This is a genomic window from Luteibacter sp. 9133 (genome assembly GCF_000800155.1).
Classification (GTDB): domain Bacteria; phylum Pseudomonadota; class Gammaproteobacteria; order Xanthomonadales; family Rhodanobacteraceae; genus Luteibacter; species Luteibacter mycovicinus.
On sequence record NZ_JUHO01000001.1, the window covers coordinates 2,937,095 to 2,962,771 of the forward strand.

Consider the following 25,677-nt stretch of genomic DNA (forward strand, 5'->3'; position numbering starts at 1 on the left):
CGGGCCCCGGCGTCACGCGGCGTCACGGTCCTTGCCGAAGCCGACACCGCGCGCTTCGGGTCCCAGCCAGGTCAGCAGGGCCAGCACGGCCGCCACGACGGCGATCCAGGTCGACATGGCGAAGGCGAAATCGCCCCCGCGCTGCTCGGCCAGCCAGGTCTGCGCGGTGGCGGTGATCGCCGCGAGCAGGTTGCCCATCTGATAGGCGAAGCCCGGCAAGGTCCCGCGGACGGCGTCGGGCGAGAGCTCGTTGAGATGAGTCGGAACGACACCCCAGGCGCCCTGCACCATCACCTGGATAAGGAACGCGCCGAGGCCGAGCAGCAGCAACGAGCCGCCGTAGGTCCACAACGGAATGACCGGGATGGCCAGCACCGCCGCGATGATGATCGCCTTGCGCCGCCCGATCCGCTCCGAGAGCGAGCCAAAGGTCAGACCGCCAAACAAAGCGCCGAGGTTGAGCAGCGCCGTGAGCATGAAGGCGGTGCCGGAGCCGGCCGGAATCCTCAGCGTCTCCTGCACGAAGGTCGGATACATGTCCTGCGAGCCGTGGCTGAACATGTTGAACGCCGCCATCAGCAGCATCAGATAGATGAAGAGCTTCCAGTGACCGCGCATCGAGACGAACACGCTCTCCCTGGCCTTGGACCGGCGACCTTCCCAGACCGGGGACTCGGGCACCTTGCGGCGGATGTACAGCACGAGGAAAGCCGGGAGGGCACCTACGATGAACAGCCCGCGCCAGCCGATATGGTCGACCAGCAGCCAGTTGACCAGAGCGGCGAGAAAGAACCCGCACGGGTAGCCACTTTGCAGCAGCCCTGACACGAAGCCTCGCGACCTGGCGGGAATGGACTCCATGGCCAGCGAGGCGCCGATGCCCCACTCACCGCCCATGGCGATTCCGAACAGAAAGCGCAGGCCAAGCAGGATGCCCAGACTGGGCGCGAAGGCGCAGGCGACCTCGAGCACCGAAAACAGGACGATGTCGAACATCAGGACAGGACGGCGACCGTAACGGTCGGCCAGTCGTCCGAAGATCAGAGCGCCGATCGGACGCGCGGCCAGCGTAAGGAACAAGCCGTACGTGACCTCCTGCTTGGGCACGTTGAACTCGTGAGCCACGGCAAGGATCACGAAGGTCAGCAGGAAATAATCGAACGCATCGAGCGTCCAGCCCAGGAAGCTGGCCAACACGGTGTGTCGCTGTGTATGGTCCAGATCGCGCAGGGCGGCGGGGAGCAGCATGAGAATTTCCTCAACGAGATTCGGGCCGCGCCGAGGCTAGCACAGCGCGAAAATCCAACGGGCACCTCACGATCCGGCGACGGGTCATCGCTAAAACTGGTGCTCTCGCCACGACAGACGGAGGACTCATGAAGTACTCGCGATCCATCGTTTCATTTGCCGTTCTGACCGCGTTCTGTGCCGGTACCGCCATGGCCCAGAGCGACAGCGGCGCGCCCTCGTTCGCCGATCTCTCGAAAGACGGCAAATCCATCAAACGCAGCGACCTGCCCAAGGACAACGATGCGCTGAAGGAAATGCGCGCCCATTTCAACGAGGCCGACACCAACCATGACGGCAAGGTCGATAAGGGCGAGTACGACGCCTACATCGCCAAGGGCAGCCAGCGACCTCAGCAGAACTAGCCGTCACGACCGGGTGCCGCGTATGGTGCCCGGTCCTCCTTCAGGAAAGGACACCTCGCCGCATGAGTTCCGACACCCGGATCCGACGCCGGATCGCTTCACGCTTCAGCCGCCGTGGCGACCGCCTCTACATCCACGGCAAGCTGGCCAGCGATCCCGTCTATGCGGCCACCGCCCAGGCCATTTCGGGACGTCGCCTGCCGTTGCTGGATATCGGTTGCGGGCTCGGTCTCCTCGGCCACTATCTCCATGCCTGTGACGCGCTCGATGGTTATGTCGGCATCGACCACGACCCGCGCAAGATCGCCACGGGTCGGGACGCGGCGGAACGGGCCGGACTTGGCGACGCCATCGCGCTGCGCGAAGCCGACGCCACGGCGGCACATCCCCTGCGCGGACATGTCGCCATGCTCGACGTGCTGCACTACCTGCCCAGGGAACGTCAGGCGGACCTTTTGTCGTTCGCCGTCGACCACCTCGCCGAAGATGGCGTGCTGATCCTGCGCAACGTCATCCGGGACGGTACGTGGCGGTACCGGGCTACCGTGCTGGAGGAAAAATTCATCAAGGCGGTCGGCTGGATTCCCGGTGGGGCTCAGTACTTCCCGACCGAGGCGGATATTCGCGGGGTGCTGGAGCCCAGGGGGATCCGGGTGGATTTCCGCCCCTTGTTCGGGCGGACGCCCTACAACAGCTACCTGATGACGGCCTCGCGGCGGAGCTGAATCGCCGATCCCCATTTGTGCACCGCAATAAGGTATACTGCGCGAGTCGAGAAGCGCTCCGACTCCCTTGCGGACCCCCGGCGTGGAGATTCTCCCGCCCGTTCCCCCACCCCCGGAAGCGCGCTCGACACCGGCCAGCCTGCTGTCTTCGTCATGGTTAGCGGCCGCCAATCCATAACTCGCAGCGCGGTTCCAGGGAACGCTCGAGTCAAGCAGGAGCTCCACCCCATGTCTTTCGATTCGCTGGGCCTTGCGCCCGCGTTGCTGCGTGCCCTTTCCGAAGCCGGCTACGAGAAGCCGACGCCGATCCAGGCGGCCGCCATTCCCCAGGTCATCGCCGGCCACGACCTCATGGCCGCCGCCCAGACGGGTACCGGCAAGACCGCCGCGTTCGCTCTGCCGCTTCTGCAGCGCATCGCCAACGAAGTGCGTGGCGAGAAGGCGCGCCCGATCCGCGCGCTGATCCTCACCCCGACCCGCGAGCTGGCCGCCCAGGTGCAGGACAACCTGCGTGACTACGGCAAATATCTTCCGCTCTCCAGCACCGTCATCTTCGGCGGCGTCGGCATGGGCAACCAGCTGCACGCCCTGCGTCGCGGCGTCGACATCGTCGTGGCCACGCCCGGCCGCCTGATCGACCACATGCAGCAGCGCTCGGTGAACCTGTCCAAGGTCGACGTGCTGGTGCTCGACGAAGCCGACCGCATGCTCGACATGGGCTTCCTGCCGGCGCTCAAGCGCATCCTCGCCGCCGTGCCGAAGGAGCGTCAGACGCTGCTGTTCTCGGCCACCTTCGCGCCGGAGATCAAGGCGCTCGCCCAGCAGTTCATGCGCAACCCGCGCGAGATTTCGACCGCTCCGGCCAACACCGTCGCCAACACGGTCACGCACCGTGTGCACCCGGTCGACGCCGCGAAGAAGCGCGACCTGCTCCTGCACATCCTCTCGCAGGACAGCCGTCGACAGACGCTGGTCTTCAGCCGCACCAAGCACGGCGCCGACAAGCTGGTCCGTCACCTGGAGCAGTTCGGCATCAAGTCCGCCGCGATCCACGGCAACAAGAGCCAGAATGCCCGCACCCGCGCCCTGTCCGACTTCAAGACCAACCGCATCACGGTGCTGGTCGCGACGGACATCGCCGCCCGCGGTATCGACATCGATCAGTTGCCGGTCGTGATCAACTTCGACCTGCCCATGGTCGCCGAGGATTACGTGCACCGCATCGGCCGTACCGGCCGCGCCGGCGCGACGGGCGAAGCCATCTCGCTGGTGAGCCACGATGAGTCGGGCCTGCTGCGCGATATCGGTCGCCTGCTCAAGACGGATCTCGAGATCGCCAATATCGCCGGCTTCGAGCCGAGCACCCCGCTTCGCCTCGACGCCGGTGCGCCGCGTCCGAAGCAGGGTGGCGGCCAGCAGCGCCAGCCGCGTGCGCAGAGCGGCGGCAACGGTAATGGTCGCCCGGCCGGCAACGGCCAGGCACGTCAGGGCGGCGGCGGTACGGGTGGTGGCAACGGTGGCGGTCGTCCGCCGTCGCATCGTCCGCATGGTCATTCGGCTGCCGGCACCGGTGAGAACACCGGCAGCCACAAGCGTCGCCGTCAGGGCCGCGGTGGCCGTCCGGCGACCAACAAGGCCTGACCGGTCGCGCGGGGATAAGCCTGGCCGGACAGCCGGTTCTGCTTATCCCTGCGCCCTGACCTTCGCGGTCAGGACATGGTCTTCCCACAGGCCATCGATCTTCAGGTAACGCTTCGCATAACCCTCTTTCTCGAAACCCAGGCGCTGCAGAAGGCGTCCGCTTCGCTCGTTGCGCGGCATGTGGTTGGCCATCACCCGATGGAAGTCCAGAGGGCCAAACGCATAGCGGATAGCCGCATCCAGCGCTTCGAACATCAGGCCCTGCCCCTCGTGGCGCCGGGCGATGCCATACCCCAGGTGACACGCCTGAAACACGCCACGGACGACGTTCGCGAACGTGAAACTCGCGATCATCTCCGCGCTATCCGGGGTCAGTACCGCGAAGGGATAACCGCGGTCGGCACGGGCCGCTTCCAGTCCGGCTTCGATCGCCAGCCGGCATCCGTCGAGCGTGTAATGCGACTCCGTGCGCAGGGGCTCCCAGGGAGCCAGGTGCTCGCGGTTCTCGGTCCGGTAACGTCGCAAGACGTCAGCCTCCTCGACATCGAGCAGGCGGATCACCGTACGCGACGTGCGCATGCGGATCGGCTCGCTCATGCGGTCAGTGCTTTCGCGTGGTGACGGAGGTGGTCTTCGACGAAGCTCTGAATGAAGTAGTAGCTGTGGTCGTAACCCGGCTGCATGCGCAGCTTCAGTTTCTGACCGGCCTCTTCGCACGCGGCTTCAAAGCGCTGCGGCTGGAGCTGGCTGACGAGGAAGCCATCGGCTTCACCCTGGTCGATGAGGATCGTGCCGTCGATGCGCGCGCCGGCGGCGACCAGTTCGGTGGCATCGTGCTTCGCCCAGGCCTTGCAGTCGGCGCCGAGGTAGCGAGGAAACGCCTTCTCACCCCAGGGCACGGAGCCCGGGGCGACGATCGGAGCGAATGCGGAAACCGAGCGATAACGGCCCGGATTGCGCAGCGCGATGGTCAGCGCGCCGTGACCACCCATGGAATGACCGAAGATGCCTTGCCTGCCCATGTCGAATGCGAATCGTTCCGCCAGAAGGCGCGGCAATTCGTCCACGACATAGGTGTACATGCGGAAGCGGGACGACCAGGGCGCCTCCGTCGCATCGAGATAGAAGCCTGCGCCTTCGCCGAACTCCCAGTCGCCGGTGGCGCCGGCGATGCCGGTATCGCGCGGACTGGTATCGGGCATGACCAGCGCAAGGCCGAGTTCCGCGGCGATGCGCTGGGCGCCGGCCTTGATCGTGAAGGTTTCGGCCGTGCACGTGAGCCCGGCAAGAAAACAGACCACCGGCACCGGCCCGTTTTCCGCAGCCGGCGGCAGATACACCGCAAAGCGCATGGGGCCGCCGCACGCCTCGGATTCATGCGAATAGAAGCCCTGCAATCCACCGAAGCAGCGCTGCTCCGACACCGTTTCGATCGCCGACATGCATCTCTCCTATCCGAAAACTGACCGGGAAGTGTAACGCCGGCGTGACAAGTGGCCACATACCACAACGAACAGCGCACATCGCTGCTACAATAACGCTACTGCCGGCGCGCGAATGTCGCCGTCGCGCCCCCTCTTCGAGGTCGCCATGTCATCCCCTGAAACAGACAACGCTCCGGCATCGCCCGGCTTCAGCGCGCTCGCGCTCGACGCTAACGTCGTGCGCGCCCTGACCGAGGTGGGTTATGAAACCCCCTCCCCCATCCAGGCCGCGACCATTCCGGCCCTGCTCGAAGGCCGCGATGTCATCGGCCAGGCACAGACCGGTACCGGCAAGACCGCGGCGTTCGCGCTGCCGGTGCTGTCGCGCATCGATCTGCGGGCGGGCAACAAGCCGCAGGCCCTGGTGCTCGCGCCCACGCGCGAGCTGGCCATCCAGGTGGCCGAGGCGTTCCAGAAGTACGCCACCTACCTGCCTGGCTTCCAGGTCCTGCCGATCTACGGCGGCCAGAGCTACGGGCCGCAGCTGCAGGGTCTCAAGCGCGGTGCCCAGATCGTCGTCGGTACCCCCGGCCGCGTCATCGACCATCTCGACAAGGGCACGCTGGATCTTTCCGCGCTGCGCTTCCTCGTGCTGGACGAAGCGGACGAAATGCTCCGCATGGGCTTCATCGACGACGTCGAGAAGCTGCTCCAGGCGACCCCGGAGGGCCGTCAGGTAGCCCTGTTCTCCGCGACCATGCCGGCGCCCATCCGCCGCATCGCGCAGACCTATCTGAAAGACCCGGTCGAAGTCACGATCAAGAACAAGACCACCACCGCGGCCAACATCCGCCAGCGTTACTGGTGGGTCAGCGGCGTGCACAAGCTGGATGCGCTCACCCGCATCCTCGAAGCCGAAAGCTTCGACGCCATGATCGTGTTCACCCGTACCAAGTCGGCCACCGAAGAACTCGCCAGCAAGCTGCAGGCGCGTGGCTTCGCCGCGGCGGCGATCAACGGCGATATCGCGCAGGCCCAGCGTGAGCGCGTGATCGACCAGCTCAAGACCGGCAAGCTCGACATCCTCATCGCGACCGACGTCGCGGCGCGCGGTCTCGACGTCGAACGCATCAGCCACGTGCTGAACTACGACATCCCGCACGACACCGAGTCGTACGTGCACCGCATCGGCCGCACCGGCCGTGCCGGTCGCAGCGGCGAGGCGATCCTGTTCGTCACCCCCCGTGAGAAGAACCTGCTCCGCCAGATCGAGCGCGCCACGCGCCAGCCGATCGAGCAGATGCAGCTTCCGACCATCGAGGCGGTCAACGACACGCGCGTCAACAAGTTCAACCAGAAGATCTCCGACACGCTGGCCACCGGCGACCTCGGCCTGTTTCAGCAGCTCGTAGAAAAATACGAGCAGGAGCACAACGTGCCGGCGATCGAGATCGCCGCCGCGCTGGCCAAGATCGCCCAGGGCGACCAGCCGCTGCTGCTCGAGCCGCCCGCCAAACGCGAATACACCGAGCGCCCGCCCCGCGACTTCGATCGTGAGCGTCCCTCGCGCGACGATCGTCCGCCCCGCGACGGCGGCGACTTCAGCGACCGTCGCCCGGTCCGCGAAGGCATGCGCCAGCCACGTCCGCATACCACGGAAGCCGGCAAGCGTACGTACCGCATCGAAGTGGGCCACGAGCACGGCGTGAAGCCGGGCAACATCGTCGGTGCCATCGCCAACGAGGGTGGTGTCGAGGCCAGGTTCATCGGCCGCGTCAGCATCCGTGACGACTACAGCCTGATCGACCTCCCGGACGGCATGCCGGCCGAGACCTTCACGCACCTCAAGAAGGTGTGGGTCGCCCAGCAGCAGCTGAAGATCGCCGAGTGGGACGGCAAGGAAACCCCGCAGAGCGGCGCCGGCGCCGGCGCCGGTGGCGCTTCGCGCCCGCCGCCGCGTGGTGGCAACTTCCGTCCGCAGGGCAACCGGCCCAGCGGCGGTAAGCCGCCACGGAAGAAGCGCGATTTCTGATGAATGGAAAAAAGGCCCCGGAGACGGGGCCTTTTTTATGGTGTTTCTCCAGCGACTGCTTCAGCGAATCGTTCAGTGCCCGAAGTCCGCGGGCGTCAGCGGCGACATCCCGTGCTTCACCCGTGCCTTGTCGCATTGCGGACTGGGCTGTCCGTTTTCCCACGCCGGCTGCAGGTCGTGGCATGGCGAGGGGCGAACTTCGTATACACCGCAATGCGCGGCAATGCCGACCTCACCCACGAGCGATTTGCAGCGCGGCTCGTACGCGTTCGTGCCGTGCATGTTCACCCGGTGCGGATCGAGATGCTCGGTCAGCGCCGACGGCACGATGCCGCCGGCGAGATCGGTTTCCATCCAATGGAAGGCCACGCGGAAGGTCGCGCAGCAGGCGCCGCAGAGAAGACAGGGGTGCGTCATGTGAGGACGGTCAGATCGTTCCGGAGAAGGTGTTGCACTTGCCGATGTCACCGGATTCGAGGCCCGTCCTGAACCACTTCACACGCTGCGCCGAGGTGCCGTGCGTGAACGAATCGGGCACGACGCGCCCCTGCGACTGTTCCTGCAAGGTGTCGTCACCGATGGCCGAGGCCGCGTTGATCGCCGACTCCACATCGCCCGGCTGCAGCCACTGCTGACGCTGGTTGGACCGGTTCGCCCAGACACCGGCGAAGCAATCGGCCTGCAGCTCCTGACGAACGGACAGGCCGTTGGCCCCTTCCATGGCAGCACCGCGGCGGCGTGCGTCGCTGACCTTGTCGAACACGCCCACGAGGTTCTGCACGTGGTGGCCGACTTCGTGCGCGATGACATAGGCCCGGGCGAAGTCGCCGGCCGAATGAAAGCGCTGTTGCATCGTCTGGAAGAACCCGAGATCCAGATAGACCTTATGGTCACCGGGGCAATAGAACGGTCCCACCGCCGATGACGCCGAACCGCAGGCCGTGCGCACGCCATCGCGGAACAGCACCAGCTTCGGCCGCTCGTACTGCTGACCGTTGGCGGCGAAAACCTCGCCCCAGGTGTCCTCGGTCTCGCCCAGAATGGCGCGGACGAAGTCCACCTGCGGGTCATTGGCCGCGGCCTGGTCGCCCACCTGACGGGCCGGTTCCTGCCGGGTCTGCTGCTGCGACGTCGTCCCCGGGTCGCCCTGGCCGCCGAGCAAGGCCGTCGGATCCTTGAAGAACACCATGCCGATGATGGCCAGGATGATGATGCCGCCGATACCCAGGCCGCGGCCTCCGAAGCCACCTCCACCGCCACCACTGCCCTGGCCAGCGTCTTCCACGTTGTCGCTTCTACGGCCTTTTTGCCAGAGCATGGGCATCTCCTCGGTTGAAAGCGTCTCCAGCGAGACGCGGTCGGCATGATCGCATGGACCATTGCCGGTAAACTTGCGGGTTATTCAGTCCCCGGATCGCTTCATGACAAGCCAGCTTCCTGCCGTCGTCACCCTGCTCACCCTGCTACTGATGTTCTATACGGTATGGATGGTAGGCCGTGCGCGTGAACGCTATGGCATCAAGGCGCCGTCCATCTCCGGCGACCCGGCGTTCGAGCGGGCCTGGCGGGTCCAGATGAACACGCTCGAGAACGCCGTGATGTTCATCCCGGCGCTGTGGCTTGCCGCCCAGTACGTCGATCCGCTGTGGGCGGGCATCGCCGGCCTGGTCTGGCTCGCGGGGCGTGTGTGGTATGCGCTGGCTTACGTACGCGATGCCTCGCGCCGCGGCCCGGGATACCTGGTCTCGATGGTCGCCTGGGCCGCGCTGATGCTGATGGCGGCCGGTGGCATGGGCATGGCGATCATGGAAAACAACGCGTCGCCGCCGGTGAACGATACGACGGGCGCATAAACGGCAAATCCGGGAAGGGACGATCCGTCCCCGGACGCGCTGCTCAGTCTTCGTCGTCCCGCGCCAGCGCCAGCACCCGGACGCGCTGGATGCGGGCACCTTCCATCGCGGTCACCTCGAACTCGAAGCCGTCGACCTCGAAGCGGTCGCCGGCGGCCGGCAGGCGGCCCAGCTGCGACAGCACGAAGCCGGCCAGCGTGGAGAAGTTGCCGTCGGCCGAGCCCGGCAAGCGATGGCTGAGCAGGTGCTCGACCCGACGCACGTCGAGACTGGCATCGAGCAGCCACGCCCCGTCCGGCTCGCTCACCGCGGAAGGATCGCCCTCGCGGGTCTCGTCCGGGAATTCACCGGCGATCACCTCGAGGACGTCGGCCGGGGTCACGAGGCCGAGGATGCTGCCGTACTCATCGACCACCAGCGCCATCTGGAGCGGCGCGCGACGGAACTCGTCGATCAGGCGGAGCACGCTCAGCGATTCCAGCACCGTGATCGGCTTGCGGACGAACTGCGCCGTCTCCAGTCGCCCGTGATCGGCCAGGCTGGCCAGCAGGTCGCGGGATGAAACCACGCCCACGAGCTGGTCGAGATCGCCCTCCGCCACCAGCATCCAGTGGTGCGCGGACTCGCGCGCCTCGGTCAGCAGTGTCGTCAGGTCTTCGCCCGGGTCGACCCAGACGATCTCGGTGCGCGGCGTCATGATCGAACGCACCGGTCGCTGGGACAGGTCGAGTACCCCCTGGACCATTTCCAGTTCGTCCTGACCGAACACCGCCGCCTCGGACGCCTCCGTGCGCGCCTCGTGCTTGCCGTTCTCGCCCTCCTCGTCCGACCGGCCCCCGAGCAGGCGCAGGACGGCCTTGGCGGTACGGTCGCGCATGGCGCGCCCGCCGACCAGGAGGGAACGATGACGATTACGCCGCATCGTCTGGTTGAACACCTCGATCATGATCGAGAAGCCGATCGCGGCGTACAGGTAACCCTTGGGGATGTGGAAGCCGAAACCTTCCGCGATCAGGCTGAAACCGATCATCAACAGGAAGGACAGGCACAGGATCACCACCGTCGGACGCGCGTTGACGAAGGTGGTCAGCGGCTTGCTGGCGGTGATCATCAGGGCCATGGCGATGACCACGCCGACCATCATGATCGACAGATGGTCGACCATGCCGACGGCGGTGATCACGGAATCCAGTGAGAACACGGCGTCGAGGATGACGATCTGCGCCACGACCAGCCAGAAGCTCGCCCGGCGGCCGGCCTTGCCGCCATCGTCGTCGTCGGCTTCGAGCCGTTCATGCAGCTCCAGCGTCGCCTTGAACAACAGGAAGGCGCCGCCGATCACCAGGATCAGATCCCGCCAGGACAGGCCGAAACCGTTCCAGTTGAAGAGGGGTGTCGTCAGCGTCACCAGCCAGGACATGGCGGCGAGCAGGCACAGGCGCATCACCAGCGCGAGGCCAAGACCCAACAGCCGCGCGTGGTCGCGCTGGCGGGCGGGCAGTTTGTCGGCGAGGATCGCGACAAAGACGAGGTTGTCGATACCGAGCACGATCTCCAGCACGATCAACGTGAGAAGACCCGCCCAGGCCGAAGGGTCGGCAAGCCAGTCGAATGCGAACATGGGACGGCGCGTCGAGGCGCCAGTTTTCCTCCTTTAGGGACGAAACACTATACAGGTGCCACGTGACGGTCTGTGCCGGAAGCGCCGTTGCTTTTGTCGCGGGGCGTCCGCTAGGGTGCCGCATGCCTCACGACTCCCCCTCGTCCGCCGCCCCGGCCGTCCTTCCCGCCAGTCCCGCCCAGGCCCCCGGCCTGCTTGAGGCGGTTCTCACGATCCTCGGTTATTTCATCCTGCAGCTGGGCTTCGGGATGGGCTTCAAGCTGCTGTCCGATGCCCTGGCCCGCTGGTTCCCGGACGGCGTCCCCGACGCTGCCGACCGGATCATCGTGGTGGTGATGCTCACCGTCGTCGCCTCGGCCTGGCTGACGATTCATGTGGTGGTACGCCGCTGGGGCAGCCTCACGCGATCAGGCGGTGTACTCGGGCTGGGCTTCACCGAGCCAGCCGGGCGCTTTATCGCCGCGGGCACCGTACTGGGCCTCGTCGCGCCGCTGCTGGGCGGGCTGCTCACCCAGTGGCTGGCAGGCGATCATGCCGTCTCGCAGACCGTTTCCGAGATCGCGGACAAGGCGCACTTCGGCATGCGCGTCGCCCTCGTTCCCGTCGCGGTCCTTGTCGGCCCTCTGGTCGAGGAAGTGCTGTTCCGTGGCGCATTGCTTGCCCGGCTGCGCCACCTGACAGGCGACGGCTGGGCTATCGGCATCTCCGGTGTCCTTTTCGGCGCCGTGCACCTGCCCGACCTGGGCTGGCTCTGGTATGCCGTGCCCAACCTCGTGCTCGTGGGCATTTTCTGCGCGTGGCTGCGCGTGCGCAGCGGCTCGATCTGGCCGTCCTATATCGCGCATGCGGCCAACAACGGGCTGGCCGTCATGGCCTGGTTTTCGGCCTCGACCGGTAGTTAAAGCGTCTCCAGAGCCGCCACGTGCCGGGCCAGACGCGGGCTGGCGTAGCACTGCGAGCCGACCGGAATCAGCCCGACCTCGTTGAACGCCTCCCTGTAGAAGCGGGCGGGACGCCCATGGAAGCCGACCCGGTCACCGCCGGGATCGTCCTCGCGGGTATAGACCTCGAGGAAGACGAGCCCTTCGGCCATCTCACCGATGCCGGTCAGCCCCGCGCGGATCTCGGCGGGCTTCAGGTAGTGCAGCACGTCGGTGCAGACGATCAGGTCGAAACGCGTGTCGAAGCGCAACTCGGCAAGCTGGCCGAATCGCGCCAGCCCGATATTGCGGGTCCGGCCATAACGGGCCACGGCGTATTCGCTGGCCTCCAGCCCCCGGTACTCGATGCCTGGACGCAGGCGCCGCAGGACCGCCCGCCAGGGGGCCTCGCCGCAACCGACGTCGAGGACGTTGCGCACCGGCCGCCCCAGGTAGAACTCCGCCTGCCCCAGCACCATCGACACCTTGCGCGTGAGCTCGGCCGGCGAGCGCACGGCGTGCTCCGCGCTGCGGTACCACTTGTCGAAATAGGCCTGGTCGTAGGTCTTGGTCATGGGCGAGGCGCCGCGGAAAACGCCCATGGTAGCCCGCCGTACACTTCGGGCATACATGCCTCACCGCAGCATCGGACCTTATCGAAAAGGAGACTCTCATGCCCCGTATCCAGCTTCGCATTACCGGCGACCGCGACATCTTCGACGACGTGATGAACGCCATCCATGGCGTCGACCGCGTCGAGCGCGTCGAGGAAATCGACGACCTGATGATGGGCGTCCGCGATGATTCCAGTTCCAGCGAGTTGTCGGACGACGTCGGCTCGCGCACCTTCACTCTGGAAGTGGAAGTGCCCAATGAGAAGGTCGGTGAGCGCGTGCGTGAGATCGCCGAAGAAACCGCGGGAACCCGCGAAGCGGCCATCGAGTTCATCGGTCCGGACGAAAGCGAGATCTGAATCACGAACATGAACGTTGCACGACACCGCGACGTTCATGCGTAAACCCCATGAAAGGCTCGCCGTTTAAGGTGACATGCGCACCGAGAACGGAGGTTTCATGCGATCCATGGCCGCGGCCGCCCTGCTCGCTCTCGTCACGCTGCCTGCCATGGCACGTGACGACACGCTCTCGAAGGACGATGTCGCCTGGCTGAACCGGGTGACCTTCGGCGTGGATTCCGCGACGGTGGCGCACTTTCGCGATGTCGGCAGACGCCGCTTCCTCGACGAACAACTACATCCGAAGGCCGATAGTCTGCCGCCCGCCATCGCGGCGCAGATCGCCTCATTCGACGTCATGAAAACCCCTGCCCCCGCGCTGCTGGCGCAGGTTCGCGATCAGTATCGCGATATCAAGGACCTGCCCGATGGCGATGCGAAGGAGACCGCCAAGAAAGCGCTCCAGAAGCAGGGTAACCAGTACGCCCAGCAGGCCCAGGCCGCCGAGTTGCTGCGCGCGGTCTATGACGAAAACCAGCTGCGCGAGCAACTCGTGTGGTTCTGGATGAACCACTTCAGCGTATTCCAGAACAAGGGACGCGTGCGCTGGCTGGTGGCCAGCTATGAACAGGACACGATCCGTCCGCATGCGCTGGGCAAGTTCCGCGATCTGGTCATTGCCACACTGAAGAGCCCGGCGATGCTCGAATACCTCGACAATGCGCAGAACGCCCGCGACAAGATCAACGAGAACTATGCGCGCGAGCTGATGGAGCTGCATACCCTGGGTGTGGGTTCGGGGTACACGCAGGACGACGTACAGAACCTCGCCCGCGTCCTGACCGGCGTGGGTGTCAATTTCGACGGACAGCCGCGCAAGATAAAGCAGGACCTGCAGCGGTATTACGTCCAGGACGGTGTGTTCGAATTCAATCCAAACCGACACGACCTCAGCGACCAGAGGCTGCTCGGCAGGAACATAGCGGGCGGCGGTTTCGACGAAGTGGAGAGAGCCGTCGACCTGATCGTCAGCCAGCCGGCCTGCGCGACCTTTGTATCGACGAAGCTGGCCAGATATTTCGTCGCCGACGACCCGCCGCCCGCGCTGGTCAAGGCCATGGCGAAGACGTTCAGCCATACCGATGGCGACATTGCCGCGGTGATGAAAACCATGCTCGAGTCGAAGGAGTTCAACGCGTCGCTGGGCAAACGCTACAAGGACCCCACACAGTTCCTCGTCTCCACGATGCGTCTCGCCTATGACGGAAAACCGGTGGCCAATCCGCGCCCGCTGGTGAACTGGATCACCCAGCTGGGCCAGGCACCGTTCGGCCGCATCACCCCCGATGGCTGGCCCACCTCGGATTCCGAATGGTCCAGTTCCGGTCAGCTGGCGAAGCGTTTCGAGATCGCGCGTTCGATCGGCAGTGGCGCCAACCATCTGTTCGACGTCGACGAGGATGGCAAGGTGCAGCGCGGTGGCTTCCCCCAGCTGACGACGCCGACGTACTACGCCACGATTGAGCCGTGGCTCGGTCAGAAGACACGCGACGCGCTGGCCCAGGCCACCTCGCAACAGGAGTGGAATACCTTCCTGCTCTCCTCCCCCGATTTCAACTACCGCTGAGGCCTCCCATGGATCGCCGCCAGTTCCTCCTCGCTCTCGCCGCCACCGCGCCCGCGCTTACGCTGGGCGGCAAGGTTTTCGCGGCTCCGGCCAGTTCACCACGCTTTCTGCTCGTGTTTCTACGCGGCGGGTACGACGCCAACAATCTTCTCGTGCCGTATTGCAGCGACTTTTACTACGAGTCGCGCGCGACCATCGCGCTGGCACGACCCACGGCGGGCGATCCGAAGTCGGTGCGTGCCCTGGACGCGAACTGGGGCCTCGCACCCGCTGTCGCGCAGAGCATGGGACCGCTGTGGGACCAGCGCCAGCTGGCTTTCATTCCGTTCGCCGGCACCGACGATCTTTCGCGAAGCCACTTTGAAACGCAGGACAACATCGAATCCGGCGAATCGGGCGACGCCCGGGACTACGGCTCCGGATTCATGGGCCGGCTCTCGTCCGTCCTGCGCGGCGTACCGCCCATCGCGTTCACTGACGCCCTTCCCCTGTCGTTCCGCGGCGCGGGCGACGTGCCCAACATCTCGCTCAAGGGCGACAGCAAGGCGGTGTTCGACGACAGGCAGTCGAAGATCCTCGCCGGCATGTATCAGGGCACACCTCTGCAAGCCGCCGCGACGGACGGGCTGCAGCTGCGCCAGCAGGTGGCCCAGGACCTGCAATCGGAGATGGTCGCGGCGAGCCGGGGCGCCGTGAACGCACGCGGGTTCGCGCAGCAGGGCCAGCGAATGGCCACGCTGATGCGTGACCGCTACCGACTCGGCTTCGTCGATGTCGGCGGCTGGGACACGCATGTCAACCAGGGCGGCGCGGATGGCCAGCTCGCCAACAATCTCGACAACCTGGGCCAGGGTCTGGCGGCATTCGCCGAGGGACTGGGCGAGGCGGAATGGAACAACACCGTCGTCGTGGTCGTGTCGGAGTTCGGCCGCACGTTTCGCGAGAACGGCAACAAGGGTACCGATCACGGCCACGGTACGACGTACTGGGTGCTTGGCGGAAAGGTGCACGGTGGCCGGATCACCGGCCAGCAAGTGGCGGTCAATGCGCAGAACCTCCTGCAGAATCGCGACTACCCGGTGCTCAACAACTATCGCGACGTACTCGGCGGCATGCTGCGTCGCATGTACGCCTTATCCGACGCCGACCTCGCACGGGTCTTCCCCGGTGCGAAGCCGCGCGATCTGCAGCTGGTCTAAGGCTGCCAGACCTGCCCCTCCGGATCGGTCAGCTGGCGATCGAGATAATAAGCCGCGCTGATGAAGGCCAGATGCGTGAGCGCCTGAGGAAAATTGCCCAGCTGCTCCGCGCGGAGGCTCAGTTCTTCCGAGAACAGTCCGAGGTGATTCGAGTACAGCACCCCGCGCGCCATGACCTCGCGCGCTTCGTGCAGACGGCCGGCACGTGCGAGGCACTCGACGTACCAGAACGTGCAGGTCGTGAAGGCGCCCTCGCCGCCTTCCAGGCCATCGGCATTGCGATAGCGGAAGACCAGACCATCGTCGGTCAGCTGATCGCGAATCGCATCCAGTGTCGCCAGCCATACCGGGTCCGTCGCCGAGACGAAGCGGACCAGCGGCATCATCAGTAGCGCCGCATCGAGATCCTTACCGCCCTTGGTCTGCACGAAGTAGCCATGCTCGGGATGCCGGAAATTGTTCCAGATATCCTCGGCGATACGGTCCCGCTCCGTCGCCCATTCGACCATGGGCCCTGGCAGGGATCGTTTACCGGCAAGGCGCACCGCGCGATCCAGCGCCACCCAGCACATCAGCCGCGAGTGCAGGAAATGCTGCTTGCCGCCACGCATTTCCCAGATGCCCTCGTCGGCATCCTTCCAGTGACGACTGACATGGTCGACCATGCGGACGACGTGCAGCCAGCCGGCACGGCTGATGGCTCGGCCGTACTTGTTGGCCAGATACAGGCTGTCCATCAGCTCGCCGAAGATATCCAGCTGGGTCTGCGTGCGCGCGGCGTTGCCGATGCGCACCGGTTGCGACCCCGCATACCCCGCGAGGTGGTCGAGCACGTCCTCGTCCTCGGCTTCCTCACCGTCGATGGCATACATGATGCGCAACGCCGAATGCCGATCCAGATCGGCCAGCCGCGCTTCCATCCAGCGGCGGAAGTGTTCGGCCTCGTCGATGTAGCCGAGACGCATGAAGGCGTACACGGTGAAAGACGCGTCGCGTATCCACGTCGCGCGGTAGTCCCAGTTGCGCCCGGCGCCGGTGGCTTCCGGCAGACCGAACGTGGCCGCGGCGGCAACGGAACCATGCCGGTGCGACGTCAGCAACTTGAGCACCAGCGCTGAACGGTCGACACGCTCGCGCCAGCGGCCGCGATAGGTCGAGCGACGCGTCCATCGGCGCCAGGCCTCCGCCGTGCTGTCGAAGGCGGCGCGGCACTCGGCTTCATCGTAGGGGTCATGGGCTTCGTCGCCCAGCATGAACCAGACTTCTTCGCCGGGGTTCAGCTCGAACTCGGCGTGCACGGCGCCCTCGCCTTCTTCGATCAGAAGCGGCACGCTCGCGGCGAGGCGCAGCGACTGAGGCCCATCGTGAAATACCACCGAATCACCGTATTCCGAGACCTCCGGGACATGCCTCGCATACGCAAGGCGCGGCCGGCAGCGCACACGGATCACTACCTTGCCCCGAGGCACACGGACGCATCGGAGGAGGCAGTTGGCCACGCGCGGTTGCGTGTCCGGGTGCGGCATGAAATCCGTAAGCTCGACGCTTCCCGCTTCCGCCATCCAGCGCGTAATAAGGATGTTCGTTTCCGGGACATAGAGCTGAATCGTGCGCGCATCGGAAAGGTCGGGCGTCACGGTGAACTCGCCACCTTTCTCCGGATCGAGCAGTCCGGCGAACACCGTGGGACTGTCCATATGCGGCCAGCACATGAAGTCGATGGTGCCGTCGCTGGCGACCAGCGCGGTGGTATCGAGGTTCCCGACGATACCGTGCTCGCCGATGGTCCGGCCGGGCACGGGATTGAGTGACTCGGATGGGGTCGTGTGTCGTGGCATAGCAGGAGGAGGCCACAACCCATGTGAAGGCGAGGCTCAGAACTCGAGGCGGTAAGCCACCTTGATCAGCCCTTCCTCGACGTCCTTGAGGCCAAAACCACGACGAAACTGCCCGTCGAGTTCGTCATCCGTATCCTCGGCGTAGCCGCCGCGGTTATAGACGACGTAGAGGTTCGACAGCGGCGCGATCTCGTAGCGATAGCGGATCTGGAAGCCGAGGTTGGCCACGCCGAGACCGTCGACCGGTTCATCACTGTCGACCGCCGCGCCGGTGGGCGTGATCTCCAGGCGACGACGAAGCTTGGCGCCCACCGCCAGGGTCTGCAGTTTGACGCGGAGCTCCTGCTTGTTACCGAGATTCCAGTTGAGGCCGCTGTCGAGGCCGACGGTACGGCCGTCATACGCGCCGACGAGGTTGTCGTGTTGCCAGATCAGCCAGTTCGGGTCCCATTCGTAACTCGCGCCCGCGAAGACGCTGAACGCATCGGTGACGAAGTACGTCGACGTGAACTTGAAGTAATAGCCCAGCCGGTGATAGCCGGTGAGCTGGTTGCCGCTGACGAAGCCCTCCGCTTCCCACGCCCAGCGGCCGATACGCGGGCGGGTGCGATCGTAGGTCAGCTTCGCGGTCGGTGGCGTGTGCTGGTTGTTGCCACCGCGGGTAAGCAGGTCGTCATACGCGGCCGTGAAGGCATCGAGCCGCCACAGTTCGTCGCCGCCATCGCGACGCTGGCTGTTGCGCTGAATGCGAAGACGCTGCCGCACGACCACGCCCTCGGTGTTTTTCTGCTCGGAGATGCGATACCGCCACAGATGCGAGGCGTAGGCCGAGTCGGCCGGCAGATTGGCCTGACGCTGCCTCACTTCCCAATGCAGATACTCCATGTCGCTGCGAGGCAGGTAGCCGAAGTCGTCGATGTCCAGTCGCTTGCCGAAGTACATACCGAGCCACTGCTGGCTCCAGACATCGTTCATTTCCCAGAACGCGATACTGGTCGCGCCCAGGCCGTCGCTGTTGTTGCGCGGCTGGTCGATCTTGCTGCCGACCACGTTGCTGGTGATGGTGAAACGCTCGTTCGGCTGCCAGCGATGATCCAGGCCAAGCACGTTGGCGTCGCGGTCGAGATACGGGTGGTTGACTCGCGTGGCGAGCAGACCGAATGACTGGGTGCCCGCGTTCTGCAGCAGACGGAAAGCACCGAACGTGCGGCCCGCGTCGCCTTTTTCCTGCGCGGCGAGGATGCCGTAACTGGTCGAACCCACGCTGCCGTTCACCTTCACCGCCGTGGAAATATCGGCCGCACCGTTGCCGTCATCCGCCGCACCACCCACCCGGCGCGTGTAGACCAACTGCGAATAGTCGTCGAGCAGGCTGAAGTCGAAGATGCCCTGGTTCTCGGTGAAGAACGGGCGTTTGTCGGTAAAGAAGGTTTCTTCGGGCGAGAAGTTGACCACCAGGTCGTCGCTCTCGACCTGGCCGAAATCGGGGTTGATCGTGGCCGTGAGCTGCGTCTGCCCATTGGGTTTCCAGAGGATGTCCGCGCCCTGCTCGAACGACGTGCCGCCGTGCGCGCGATCCACCTTGCCGACCACGTAAGGCGTGATGGCGAACAGCGACTGCGAATATGCCGGCACCTCGATGCGCTGAAAACTGGAGAGGAACCTGCCGCGATCGAACGCGATCGCCGGCCATGCCATGCGCTCTCCCGTGGCGGCGATCACACGGTCGACATACAGACCGATCGTGCGCGTATCGCCGCTCGCCTTGCGCATCGGCGCGATGTACCAGGGGATGAGGATCTCCACCGAATAACCGTCCGCGTCCTCACTGACCGCGTGATCCCAGCGCCCGTCCCAGTCGTAACTGAAATCGGATTCGTTGGTGATCACCTCGTCGGCCACGCCGCCCTGCGACCGCACCTCGAAGTCGTAACCGACACGGCCGTCCGCGTCGAAGTCGACCATGACATTGACGCGATCGACCATCGCATCCTCGTCGCGCCGGGTCTGCTGACGCGAGCGTGGGATGTCGGCGGACTGGGTGACCCGGATAGCCACGGCCAGTCCTTTGGGCGTCGACATCACCCAGGCCTCGGTCGGCTGGCTACCCGGCTTGCCGTTCATCGGCTGGGTGTCGCGGAAATCCGTGATCCGCTTCGCCCCCGCCCATTCGGCCGGGTCGATATGACCGTCGATCGTCACCTCGGCATGGGCGGCCGCCGCAGCGAAGAGGAGCGTGGCAAACAGGGCGAGGCGACGGTGCATGCGGGGTCCGGATCGTGACATCTTGCGGCATAGGATGCCGCCCGCGTCGCAAACGTTTGCCGTGACCCCTGGCCCATGCGCTCAGCCGGTTTCCCTGATGAGGTCGATCAGCGCGCGCAGCGCGCCGGGTACGTGGCGCCTGCCGGAGTAATACAGGCACAGCCGGTCGAACGGCGGGGTCCAGTCCTCGAGCACCCTCACCAGGCTGCCGGACGCAAGATCTTCCGCCACGTTGAACTCGGTGAGGTAGGTCAGGCCCAGGCCGGCGCGGGCCGCTTCGAGCATCAGGTTCGGCTCGTCGAGCGTCAGCACGCCCGGCACGTCGACCTCGATCACTTCACCGTGCCGCTCGAATTCCCAGTGGTAGATATGGCCGGAGCGCATACGCGCCCGGATACAGCGGTGGCGGGCGAGATCCGACGGATTGCGCGGCGTGCCGTTCGCCGCGAGGTAGCCGGGTGAGCCGACCACGGCGAACCGGATCGGCTCACCGAAAGGGACGGCGATCATGTCGGCCGGCACGATGTCCGCGGTGCGGAAGCCCGCATCGAACCCATCACGCACGATGTCGACAAGCCTGTCGTCGGTGACCAGATCGAGCCGCACGTCGGGATAGCGCGTCAGATAGGGCACCAGCAGCGGCGCCATCACACGCCGGGCGGCCCCGGTAGACGTATTGATCCTCAGCGTCCCGCGCGGTGCATCGCCCTCGTCGCTGGCCCGCTCGATCGCCACACCGAGGCTTGCGATGGCGGGGGCCACATCGGCCACGAAGCGCTCGCCGGCTTCGGTCAGCCGGACGCTGCGTGTCGTCCGGTGAAAAAGCCGCGTGCCGAGCCGGGCCTCCAGCGAGGCGACGGACTGGCTAAGGGCTGAGGTGGAGAGATTCAGCTCACCCGCCGCGGCGCGAAAGCTACCGTGCCGCGCGACCGCCAGCACGGCTTCGAATTCCGTAAGACCGGTACGCATTGTCCTCTCCCGCTTAATGACCCGTCCACCGTTGTCCGTCTTATCAGACTAATGGGTCAGGCGCATGCTGGGAACCGTCCCTACGACGGAAGCCTCTCATGCACACGATCGACCACATTTATATCGATGGCGCGTTTGTCACTCCCCACGGTGAGGAACGTTTCGACCTGTTCAATCCGGCGACCGAGGAAGTCATCGGGACGGTACGTCTGGCCGATGCCGAAGACGCCCGACAGGCCATTGCGGCGGCGAAGCGGGCTTTCCCCGCGTTCTCGCGGACGACGATCGAGGAGCGCATCGCCCTGCTTCAGCGCATGCATGACGCGATCGTGGCGCGGGAGGACGACCTCTTCGCCGCGATCGTCGAGGAGTACGGCGCACCCGTATCGCGCGGACGCTGGATGACCGGGCACGCGTCCGGCGTCTTTCTGGACGTCATTGCGACGCTCCGGGAGTATGACTTCGAACCGCGCATGGGCAGCGCCACCGTGCGCATGCAGCCTGTCGGTGTGGCGGGACTGATCACGCCCTGGAACAGCAATGCGGGTTTCATCTGCGGCAAGCTGGCGTCTGCGCTCGCCGCAGGTTGCACCGCCGTCATCAAACCCAGCGAGATGAGCGCGCTGCAGACACGCATCGTCACCGAAGCGCTGCATGAAGCCGGCGCGCCAGCGGGCGTGTTCAACATCGTCACGGGACGCGGCGACACGGTCGGCGCCGAGATCGTCGGCAGCCCGGATATCGCCAAGGTGTCGTTCACCGGTTCGACCGCCGTCGGCAAAGGCATCGTCCGGGCGGCGGCGGATACGCTGAAGCGCGTCACGCTGGAACTCGGTGGCAAGTCGCCGTCGATCTTCCTCGATGACGCGGACTTCGCGGTCGCGTTGCCGCTCGCCGTCATGGCGGGTTTCAACAACAGCGGGCAGGCGTGTATCGCTGGTACACGTCTGCTGGTGCCCCGGGCGCGTCTTGCCGAGTTTGAAGCAATGGTCGTAGCGGCAATCGACGATATCGTGTCAGGCGATCCGTCCGATCCGGCCACGACGGTCGGACCCATGGTCAGCCGCAAGCAGTGGGATCGTGTGCAAGGCTATATACGCCGCGGTATCGACGACGGTGCGCGCCTGATCGCCGGCGGTGAGGGACGGCCGGACGGCTACGCGCGTGGCTGGCTGGTGAAACCGACCGTGTTCGCCGGTGTCCGCAACGACATGGCCATTGCCCGCGAGGAGATCTTCGGACCGGTGCTCTCGATCATCTCGTATGACGGCGACGAGGACGCAATCGCCATCGCCAATGACACGCCGTATGGATTGCAGGCATACGTCTTTTCCGCGGATGAGGCACGCGCACGCCGCGTGGCGGAACGCATCGACGCGGGTCGTGTCGCGATCAATTCGCTGAAGCACGATCCGAAGGCGCCGTTCGGTGGGTTCAAGCAATCGGGCTGGGGACGGGAATACGGCGTGCTCGGACTGGAGGCCTATCTGGAGCCGAAGGCCCTGTTGGGATTGTCGGGCTAAAGCCCTTTTCCCCGATATCGACGGCGATAAGCGGAACTCGCCGGGCTCTGCTACTTTCACCCCGTTAGCATTCACTGACGGGGAACCCATGCTCGCTCGTACCTGCCTCGCGCTCGCCCTCACCATCGCCCTGCCCGCGATGGCTGCCGATGAGGCCAAGAAGGCCCATACCCCCACGCCGAAGGAGCTCCTGGCGAAGTCCACCCCGGCGGAATGGCGCACGCCCGACCCCGAGAATCTGGTCTACATGGACCTGCCGCAGGGCCGCGTGGTCATTGAACTGGCCCAGGACTGGTCGCCGCTGCATGCCGCGAACATCCGCACGCTGATTCGCGAACACTATTTCGACGGCACCCAGGTGATCCGCGTTCAGGACAACTTCGTCACCCAGTGGGGCGATCCCGACGGCGACGACAAGAAGAAGGCCAAATCGCTCGGTACGGCGAAGGAAACCCTGCCACCCGAGTTCACCCGCAAGGACGGCAAGGCGTTTCCGTTTACGAAGCTTCCCGATGGCGATGTCTACGCACCGGAAGTCGGTTTCTCCGAAGGCTTCCCGGTCGCTCGCGACAAGGGCGAGGCATGGATCACGCACTGCTACGGCACCGTGGGCGTCGCACGCGACGTCGGCGCCGAGACGGGTAACGGCAGCTCGCTCTACGCGATCATCGGCCAGGCCCCGCGCAACCTCGACCGCAACCTCGCGGTAGCGGGCAAGGTCATCAAGGGAATGGATCTGCTGGCCGCCTACCCGCGTGGCGGCGAGCCGATGGGCTTCTACGACAAGCCCGGGCAGCGCGTGACCATCAAGAGCGTTCGCCTCGCGGCGGACGTTCCCGAAGCCGAGCGCACGCCGATCCAGGTGCTGCGTACCGACAGCAAGACGTTCTCGGCGGTGATCGAGGCCAAGCGCAATCGTAAGGACGATTTCTACACGCGCCCGGCGGGGAAGATCGATCTCTGCAATATCAGCGTGCCGGTGCGGGATCCGACGCAGAAGGCGCCTTGACCGATCTGCAGGTCTGATCGACGAGCATCGCCGAGAGGGTTGGCTCCCACTCGAGCAGGCAGGGCTGGCTCGGGTACGAGCCAGCCTGCTGGCGATTCAACCCGCCTCAGTCCTGAGCGGCCGAATCCCTCGCCTCGTCCTTCTGACTCACCACTTCAGCTCGCAACGCCCGCAGCTTAGCCTTCAACTTCGCCTCATTCTCCGGGCCGACGCGAATCATGAACTTCTGTCCGACCGACAGCTGCTCCAGCGCGGGATTGGCGTAGACATACCCCACCTTCTCCGGAAGCAGCTGCTGATTGCCCTTCGGCTCCCGCGCGGCCAACAGGTGGTCAATCACCTCGACGAGGCGATCGTTGAAATAGCCGCCCGTTCCGAGATCGCGATACGCCTGCTGGAATAACGGGTAGTTGCGTTTGTACCAGGCGGCAGCGGCCTTCGGGCTCACACGGTCGGCCACATACATGTAGGTCGCATAGCGATCCGCATTCTTTTTCGACGCGACGAAATTGCCGTCGTCGGAAACGACCTGAAACCGGCCTGTCGGCGTACGCAAGGGAAGGACGTTCATACCGACAGTCTGCTTCGGTAACGCATCGATGGTGGACACCATCCGCGACACGATCGCATCCGACTTCAGCAGCGACTTCAACGCTTCGTCGCCGGTGAGCGCGAGCAACCCGGCCAGCACCTCGTCGTCGCTCTGATCGAGCGCTGGAAGCGCGGACGTCGAACCACGGGCGGGATCGATCGGATGCTCCGGCAGCGCGGCGTCGTGCACGGACGTAGCGGGAGCGGATGCCGTCGAGGACGCGGAGGCGAAAGGTGGCGCGGTGACGGCATCGCGCGCCTGCTTCTCGCGCCAGACGAAAATACCCGCTACCACGAGGATCGCGACGATCAACAAACCTGCGACCCACTTCGAACCCGACGACTGACTGCTCAACGTAACGCTCCCACGAAAAAACGTCTCCATGGGACTACGAACGGTGCGGTTGGTTCAAGCCTCGAACCGGAATGGCGGCGATCGTCGGCGATCCGGCCATCATGAACCCGACGGCGGTCTTGTGGGAAGCCCCATCCGACACCTAGTCTGGCCCTGCCGGGCATCCCCCTATGGCCCGGCACCAGGGCACACCCACATCGATAACGTTTGGAGGAAGAACCATGGCTTTCTCTGCAAGGAACGACGCCGCCCCGATTTCGGGCATCAATGTCACCCCGCTCGTCGACGTGCTTCTCGTACTGCTGATCATTTTCATGATCTCCGCGCCAGTGGTCGCGCATAAGGCACGGGTCGACCTCCCCGCTCCCGGGTCATCGACGGACGTCGAGCCCGACCCGGCACGCGTCGCGATCGACGCCGACGGTTCGATTTTCTGGAACGGGGCCCTCGTCACCGATGCGGCACTCGAAAGGCAGATCGATATCGCCGCCGCCTCGGCGCAGCCGCCCCGCCTTGTCATCGCCGCGGCTGACAACGCAAGCTACGAGGACGTCACCAAGGTACTGACGGAAGCAAAAGTTCGTGGTCTTACGAAGATCGACTTCGGAAGCCGCCAGGCGACGGACTAGTTATCCATCGGCGGATACGCCCAGCGCAACGCCTGCGCCTCCGACTCGCGGTAGATCGTATCGTGATGCGCTGAAGGACGAGGCACGTATTCGATCGTCGCCGCGCGCCTGGGCAAGCTGGAACGCAACGTCCTGACGAGTTGCTCCACACCGGGAGCGATGTTTTCCTCGTCGGCTGACGTCAGGTAGATGCGGTGGGGCGATGGATCGCCCTCCGCCATCGCAACCGGCAGATCACGAATCAAGGCACCCGCGTTCCACCATACACTGGGGCTGATGGCGATCACCGTGTCGAACAGCTTCGGCTCCCGCTGAAGCGACTCCAGCGCGAAAAGTCCGGCCAGCGATTCACCGATGACACCTCTGTGGCCGTCGACGCGATATCGCTTGCCGACTTCGGACACCAGCTTCGTCGCGATGAAGGCTCGAAAGCCGGCCGATCCACCCACGCGGGGTGCGATCCGCCTGTCCGACGCGACCGAGGTCGGTCCGGTCATGTCGCGGCGACGTTCGGTGTTTTCGATGCCGACGAGGATCAGCGGCTGGATCTCGCCCTTGCGGATACCCTCGTCGAGTGCCCTGGCCACGTGCGGAAAATCTTCTTCCAGGCCACCATCGGGCATGTAGAGAACGGGGTAGCGGGCTTTCGAGGTGCCGTAGCCGGGAGGCGTGTAGACGTTGATGTGTCGCGTTTCGGCGGCAGTTACGCCGGGCATGGTGAAACTGTCGTGCGGAGGGACATCGTCCGCCGCGCGCGCCTGGAAGGCGAGTACGACCAGACTGAGAAAGAAGAGGATCCGACGCATGAAAAGCTCCCTGGGAGAACCCGGAGCTTAACCGCAGAGCGGC

At 65.3% G+C, this 25,677-nt stretch carries 24 protein-coding genes; 12 read left to right on the plus strand and 12 right to left on the minus strand.

Annotated elements, in window-relative coordinates; genetic code table 11:
• Positions 1–12: 12 nt before the first annotated feature.
• Complete coding sequence (locus FA87_RS12810) at positions 13–1,248, minus strand: MFS transporter (protein WP_043695010.1); 1,236 nt, start codon at positions 1,246–1,248, stop codon at positions 13–15.
• A gap of 128 nt (positions 1,249–1,376) precedes the next feature.
• Between FA87_RS12810 and FA87_RS12815 the strand changes: the two genes are divergently transcribed.
• The 3 genes from FA87_RS12815 to FA87_RS12825 all read left to right on the plus strand — a co-directional run bounded on the left by FA87_RS12815 (position 1,377) and on the right by FA87_RS12825 (position 4,018).
• The gene (locus FA87_RS12815) at positions 1,377–1,652 is read left to right on the plus strand and encodes a hypothetical protein (protein ID WP_036111659.1); all 276 of its coding nucleotides are present in this window, start codon (positions 1,377–1,379) and stop codon (positions 1,650–1,652) included.
• Between the two features lie 62 nt (positions 1,653–1,714).
• Entirely contained in the window at positions 1,715–2,377 is a 663-nt protein-coding gene (locus FA87_RS12820; RefSeq protein WP_036111657.1) for a class I SAM-dependent methyltransferase, read from the plus strand.
• Between the two features lie 228 nt (positions 2,378–2,605).
• Entirely contained in the window at positions 2,606–4,018 is a 1,413-nt protein-coding gene (locus tag FA87_RS12825) for a DEAD/DEAH box helicase (protein WP_043695013.1), read from the plus strand.
• A 42-nt stretch (positions 4,019–4,060) separates the two neighbouring features.
• Here the strand turns inward: FA87_RS12825 and rimJ are convergent, their stop codons facing one another.
• Together rimJ and fghA are read right to left on the minus strand one after the other, a co-directional pair.
• Positions 4,061–4,615, minus strand: a complete 555-nt coding sequence (gene rimJ, locus FA87_RS12830; RefSeq protein WP_036111652.1) for a ribosomal protein S5-alanine N-acetyltransferase — start codon at positions 4,613–4,615, stop codon at positions 4,061–4,063.
• The gene (gene fghA / locus FA87_RS12835; RefSeq protein ID WP_043695014.1) at positions 4,612–5,460 is read right to left on the minus strand and encodes an S-formylglutathione hydrolase; all 849 of its coding nucleotides are present in this window, start codon (positions 5,458–5,460) and stop codon (positions 4,612–4,614) included. The genes rimJ and fghA overlap by 4 nt, the downstream gene beginning before the upstream one ends.
• Before the next feature lie 148 nt (positions 5,461–5,608).
• Between fghA and FA87_RS12840 the strand changes: the two genes are divergently transcribed.
• Entirely contained in the window at positions 5,609–7,474 is a 1,866-nt protein-coding gene (locus tag FA87_RS12840) for a DEAD/DEAH box helicase (RefSeq protein WP_043698114.1), read from the plus strand.
• 72 nt (positions 7,475–7,546) lie between these two features.
• Here FA87_RS12840 and FA87_RS12845 read toward each other — a convergent pair whose 3' ends face one another.
• Both FA87_RS12845 and FA87_RS12850 read right to left on the minus strand, forming a co-directional pair.
• Positions 7,547–7,891: a YkgJ family cysteine cluster protein gene (locus tag FA87_RS12845; RefSeq protein ID WP_036111645.1), complete on the minus strand. Its 345-nt coding sequence runs from the start codon at positions 7,889–7,891 to the stop codon at positions 7,547–7,549.
• Between the two features lie 10 nt (positions 7,892–7,901).
• Positions 7,902–8,792: a neutral zinc metallopeptidase gene (locus tag FA87_RS12850; protein WP_036111642.1), complete on the minus strand. Its 891-nt coding sequence runs from the start codon at positions 8,790–8,792 to the stop codon at positions 7,902–7,904.
• A 103-nt stretch (positions 8,793–8,895) separates the two neighbouring features.
• Between FA87_RS12850 and FA87_RS12855 the strand changes: the two genes are divergently transcribed.
• Positions 8,896–9,327: an MAPEG family protein gene (locus tag FA87_RS12855; RefSeq protein ID WP_052191347.1), complete on the plus strand. Its 432-nt coding sequence runs from the start codon at positions 8,896–8,898 to the stop codon at positions 9,325–9,327.
• A 43-nt stretch (positions 9,328–9,370) separates the two neighbouring features.
• Here FA87_RS12855 and FA87_RS12860 read toward each other — a convergent pair whose 3' ends face one another.
• Positions 9,371–10,948 (minus strand): TerC family protein, encoded by a 1,578-nt coding sequence (locus tag FA87_RS12860; RefSeq protein WP_036111640.1) that lies wholly within the window; start codon positions 10,946–10,948, stop codon positions 9,371–9,373.
• A 122-nt stretch (positions 10,949–11,070) separates the two neighbouring features.
• Here FA87_RS12860 and FA87_RS12865 point away from each other — a divergent pair, with 122 nt between their 5' ends.
• Positions 11,071–11,850: a CPBP family intramembrane glutamic endopeptidase gene (locus FA87_RS12865; protein ID WP_043695017.1), complete on the plus strand. Its 780-nt coding sequence runs from the start codon at positions 11,071–11,073 to the stop codon at positions 11,848–11,850.
• Here FA87_RS12865 and FA87_RS12870 read toward each other — a convergent pair.
• Positions 11,847–12,443, minus strand: a complete 597-nt coding sequence (locus FA87_RS12870; protein WP_043698117.1) for a class I SAM-dependent methyltransferase — start codon at positions 12,441–12,443, stop codon at positions 11,847–11,849. The genes FA87_RS12865 and FA87_RS12870 overlap by 4 nt on opposite strands.
• A gap of 98 nt (positions 12,444–12,541) precedes the next feature.
• Between FA87_RS12870 and FA87_RS12875 the strand changes: the two genes are divergently transcribed.
• From FA87_RS12875 to FA87_RS12885, 3 genes are all read left to right on the plus strand, one after another.
• Positions 12,542–12,841 carry a hypothetical protein gene (locus FA87_RS12875; RefSeq protein ID WP_036111635.1) on the plus strand — a complete coding sequence of 100 codons (300 nt, stop codon included), beginning with the start codon at positions 12,542–12,544 and terminating at the stop codon, positions 12,839–12,841.
• Between the two features lie 100 nt (positions 12,842–12,941).
• Entirely contained in the window at positions 12,942–14,450 is a 1,509-nt protein-coding gene (locus FA87_RS12880; RefSeq protein WP_043698120.1) for a DUF1800 domain-containing protein, read from the plus strand.
• A gap of 8 nt (positions 14,451–14,458) precedes the next feature.
• Positions 14,459–15,649 carry a DUF1501 domain-containing protein gene (locus tag FA87_RS12885; RefSeq protein ID WP_043695020.1) on the plus strand — a complete coding sequence of 397 codons (1,191 nt, stop codon included), beginning with the start codon at positions 14,459–14,461 and terminating at the stop codon, positions 15,647–15,649.
• Here FA87_RS12885 and FA87_RS12890 read toward each other — a convergent pair.
• From FA87_RS12890 to FA87_RS12900, 3 genes are all read right to left on the minus strand, one after another.
• Positions 15,646–17,448 carry a glycoside hydrolase family 15 protein gene (locus FA87_RS12890; RefSeq protein WP_043695022.1) on the minus strand — a complete coding sequence of 601 codons (1,803 nt, stop codon included), beginning with the start codon at positions 17,446–17,448 and terminating at the stop codon, positions 15,646–15,648. The two genes, FA87_RS12885 and FA87_RS12890, sit on opposite strands and share 4 nt — an antisense overlap.
• A 75-nt stretch (positions 17,449–17,523) precedes the next feature.
• Positions 17,524–19,752, minus strand: coding sequence for a DUF5916 domain-containing protein (locus tag FA87_RS12895; protein WP_043695025.1), 2,229 nt, complete (start codon positions 19,750–19,752; stop codon positions 17,524–17,526).
• A gap of 81 nt (positions 19,753–19,833) precedes the next feature.
• A complete protein-coding gene (locus FA87_RS12900) occupies positions 19,834–20,721 on the minus strand; it encodes a LysR family transcriptional regulator (protein WP_043695028.1) in 888 nt (295 codons plus the stop codon).
• A gap of 98 nt (positions 20,722–20,819) precedes the next feature.
• Here FA87_RS12900 and FA87_RS12905 point away from each other — a divergent pair, with 98 nt between their 5' ends.
• Both FA87_RS12905 and FA87_RS12910 read left to right on the plus strand, forming a co-directional pair.
• Entirely contained in the window at positions 20,820–22,244 is a 1,425-nt protein-coding gene (locus tag FA87_RS12905) for an aldehyde dehydrogenase family protein (RefSeq protein WP_043695031.1), read from the plus strand.
• Positions 22,245–22,332: 88 nt separating this feature from the next.
• Positions 22,333–23,253, plus strand: a complete 921-nt coding sequence (locus tag FA87_RS12910) for a peptidylprolyl isomerase (protein WP_043695034.1) — start codon at positions 22,333–22,335, stop codon at positions 23,251–23,253.
• Positions 23,254–23,359: 106 nt separating this feature from the next.
• Here the strand turns inward: FA87_RS12910 and FA87_RS12915 are convergent, their stop codons facing one another.
• A complete protein-coding gene (locus FA87_RS12915; protein WP_043698123.1) occupies positions 23,360–24,199 on the minus strand; it encodes a DUF3014 domain-containing protein in 840 nt (279 codons plus the stop codon).
• Positions 24,200–24,420: 221 nt separating this feature from the next.
• On the opposite strand from FA87_RS12915, the gene FA87_RS12920 reads away from it, so the two are divergent.
• Positions 24,421–24,828: a biopolymer transporter ExbD gene (locus FA87_RS12920; RefSeq protein ID WP_043695037.1), complete on the plus strand. Its 408-nt coding sequence runs from the start codon at positions 24,421–24,423 to the stop codon at positions 24,826–24,828.
• Here FA87_RS12920 and FA87_RS12925 read toward each other — a convergent pair.
• Complete coding sequence (locus FA87_RS12925; protein WP_043695040.1) at positions 24,825–25,634, minus strand: alpha/beta hydrolase-fold protein; 810 nt, start codon at positions 25,632–25,634, stop codon at positions 24,825–24,827. The two genes, FA87_RS12920 and FA87_RS12925, sit on opposite strands and share 4 nt — an antisense overlap.
• Positions 25,635–25,677: the final 43 nt, after the last annotated feature.

Coding starts and splice junctions, on each gene's coding strand:
- FA87_RS12810 (WP_043695010.1), bottom strand. CDS start 1,248: ATGCTGCTCCCCGCCGCCCTGCGCGATCTGGACCATACACAGCGACAC.
- FA87_RS12815 (WP_036111659.1), top strand. CDS start 1,377: ATGAAGTACTCGCGATCCATCGTTTCATTTGCCGTTCTGACCGCGTTC.
- FA87_RS12820 (WP_036111657.1), top strand. CDS start 1,715: ATGAGTTCCGACACCCGGATCCGACGCCGGATCGCTTCACGCTTCAGC.
- FA87_RS12825 (WP_043695013.1), top strand. CDS start 2,606: ATGTCTTTCGATTCGCTGGGCCTTGCGCCCGCGTTGCTGCGTGCCCTT.
- rimJ (WP_036111652.1), bottom strand. CDS start 4,615: ATGAGCGAGCCGATCCGCATGCGCACGTCGCGTACGGTGATCCGCCTG.
- fghA (WP_043695014.1), bottom strand. CDS start 5,460: ATGTCGGCGATCGAAACGGTGTCGGAGCAGCGCTGCTTCGGTGGATTG.
- FA87_RS12840 (WP_043698114.1), top strand. CDS start 5,609: ATGTCATCCCCTGAAACAGACAACGCTCCGGCATCGCCCGGCTTCAGC.
- FA87_RS12845 (WP_036111645.1), bottom strand. CDS start 7,891: ATGACGCACCCCTGTCTTCTCTGCGGCGCCTGCTGCGCGACCTTCCGC.
- FA87_RS12850 (WP_036111642.1), bottom strand. CDS start 8,792: ATGCTCTGGCAAAAAGGCCGTAGAAGCGACAACGTGGAAGACGCTGGC.
- FA87_RS12855 (WP_052191347.1), top strand. CDS start 8,896: ATGACAAGCCAGCTTCCTGCCGTCGTCACCCTGCTCACCCTGCTACTG.
- FA87_RS12860 (WP_036111640.1), bottom strand. CDS start 10,948: ATGTTCGCATTCGACTGGCTTGCCGACCCTTCGGCCTGGGCGGGTCTT.
- FA87_RS12865 (WP_043695017.1), top strand. CDS start 11,071: ATGCCTCACGACTCCCCCTCGTCCGCCGCCCCGGCCGTCCTTCCCGCC.
- FA87_RS12870 (WP_043698117.1), bottom strand. CDS start 12,443: ATGACCAAGACCTACGACCAGGCCTATTTCGACAAGTGGTACCGCAGC.
- FA87_RS12875 (WP_036111635.1), top strand. CDS start 12,542: ATGCCCCGTATCCAGCTTCGCATTACCGGCGACCGCGACATCTTCGAC.
- FA87_RS12880 (WP_043698120.1), top strand. CDS start 12,942: ATGCGATCCATGGCCGCGGCCGCCCTGCTCGCTCTCGTCACGCTGCCT.
- FA87_RS12885 (WP_043695020.1), top strand. CDS start 14,459: ATGGATCGCCGCCAGTTCCTCCTCGCTCTCGCCGCCACCGCGCCCGCG.
- FA87_RS12895 (WP_043695025.1), bottom strand. CDS start 19,752: ATGCACCGTCGCCTCGCCCTGTTTGCCACGCTCCTCTTCGCTGCGGCG.
- FA87_RS12900 (WP_043695028.1), bottom strand. CDS start 20,721: ATGCGTACCGGTCTTACGGAATTCGAAGCCGTGCTGGCGGTCGCGCGG.
- FA87_RS12905 (WP_043695031.1), top strand. CDS start 20,820: ATGCACACGATCGACCACATTTATATCGATGGCGCGTTTGTCACTCCC.
- FA87_RS12910 (WP_043695034.1), top strand. CDS start 22,333: ATGCTCGCTCGTACCTGCCTCGCGCTCGCCCTCACCATCGCCCTGCCC.
- FA87_RS12920 (WP_043695037.1), top strand. CDS start 24,421: ATGGCTTTCTCTGCAAGGAACGACGCCGCCCCGATTTCGGGCATCAAT.
- FA87_RS12925 (WP_043695040.1), bottom strand. CDS start 25,634: ATGCGTCGGATCCTCTTCTTTCTCAGTCTGGTCGTACTCGCCTTCCAG.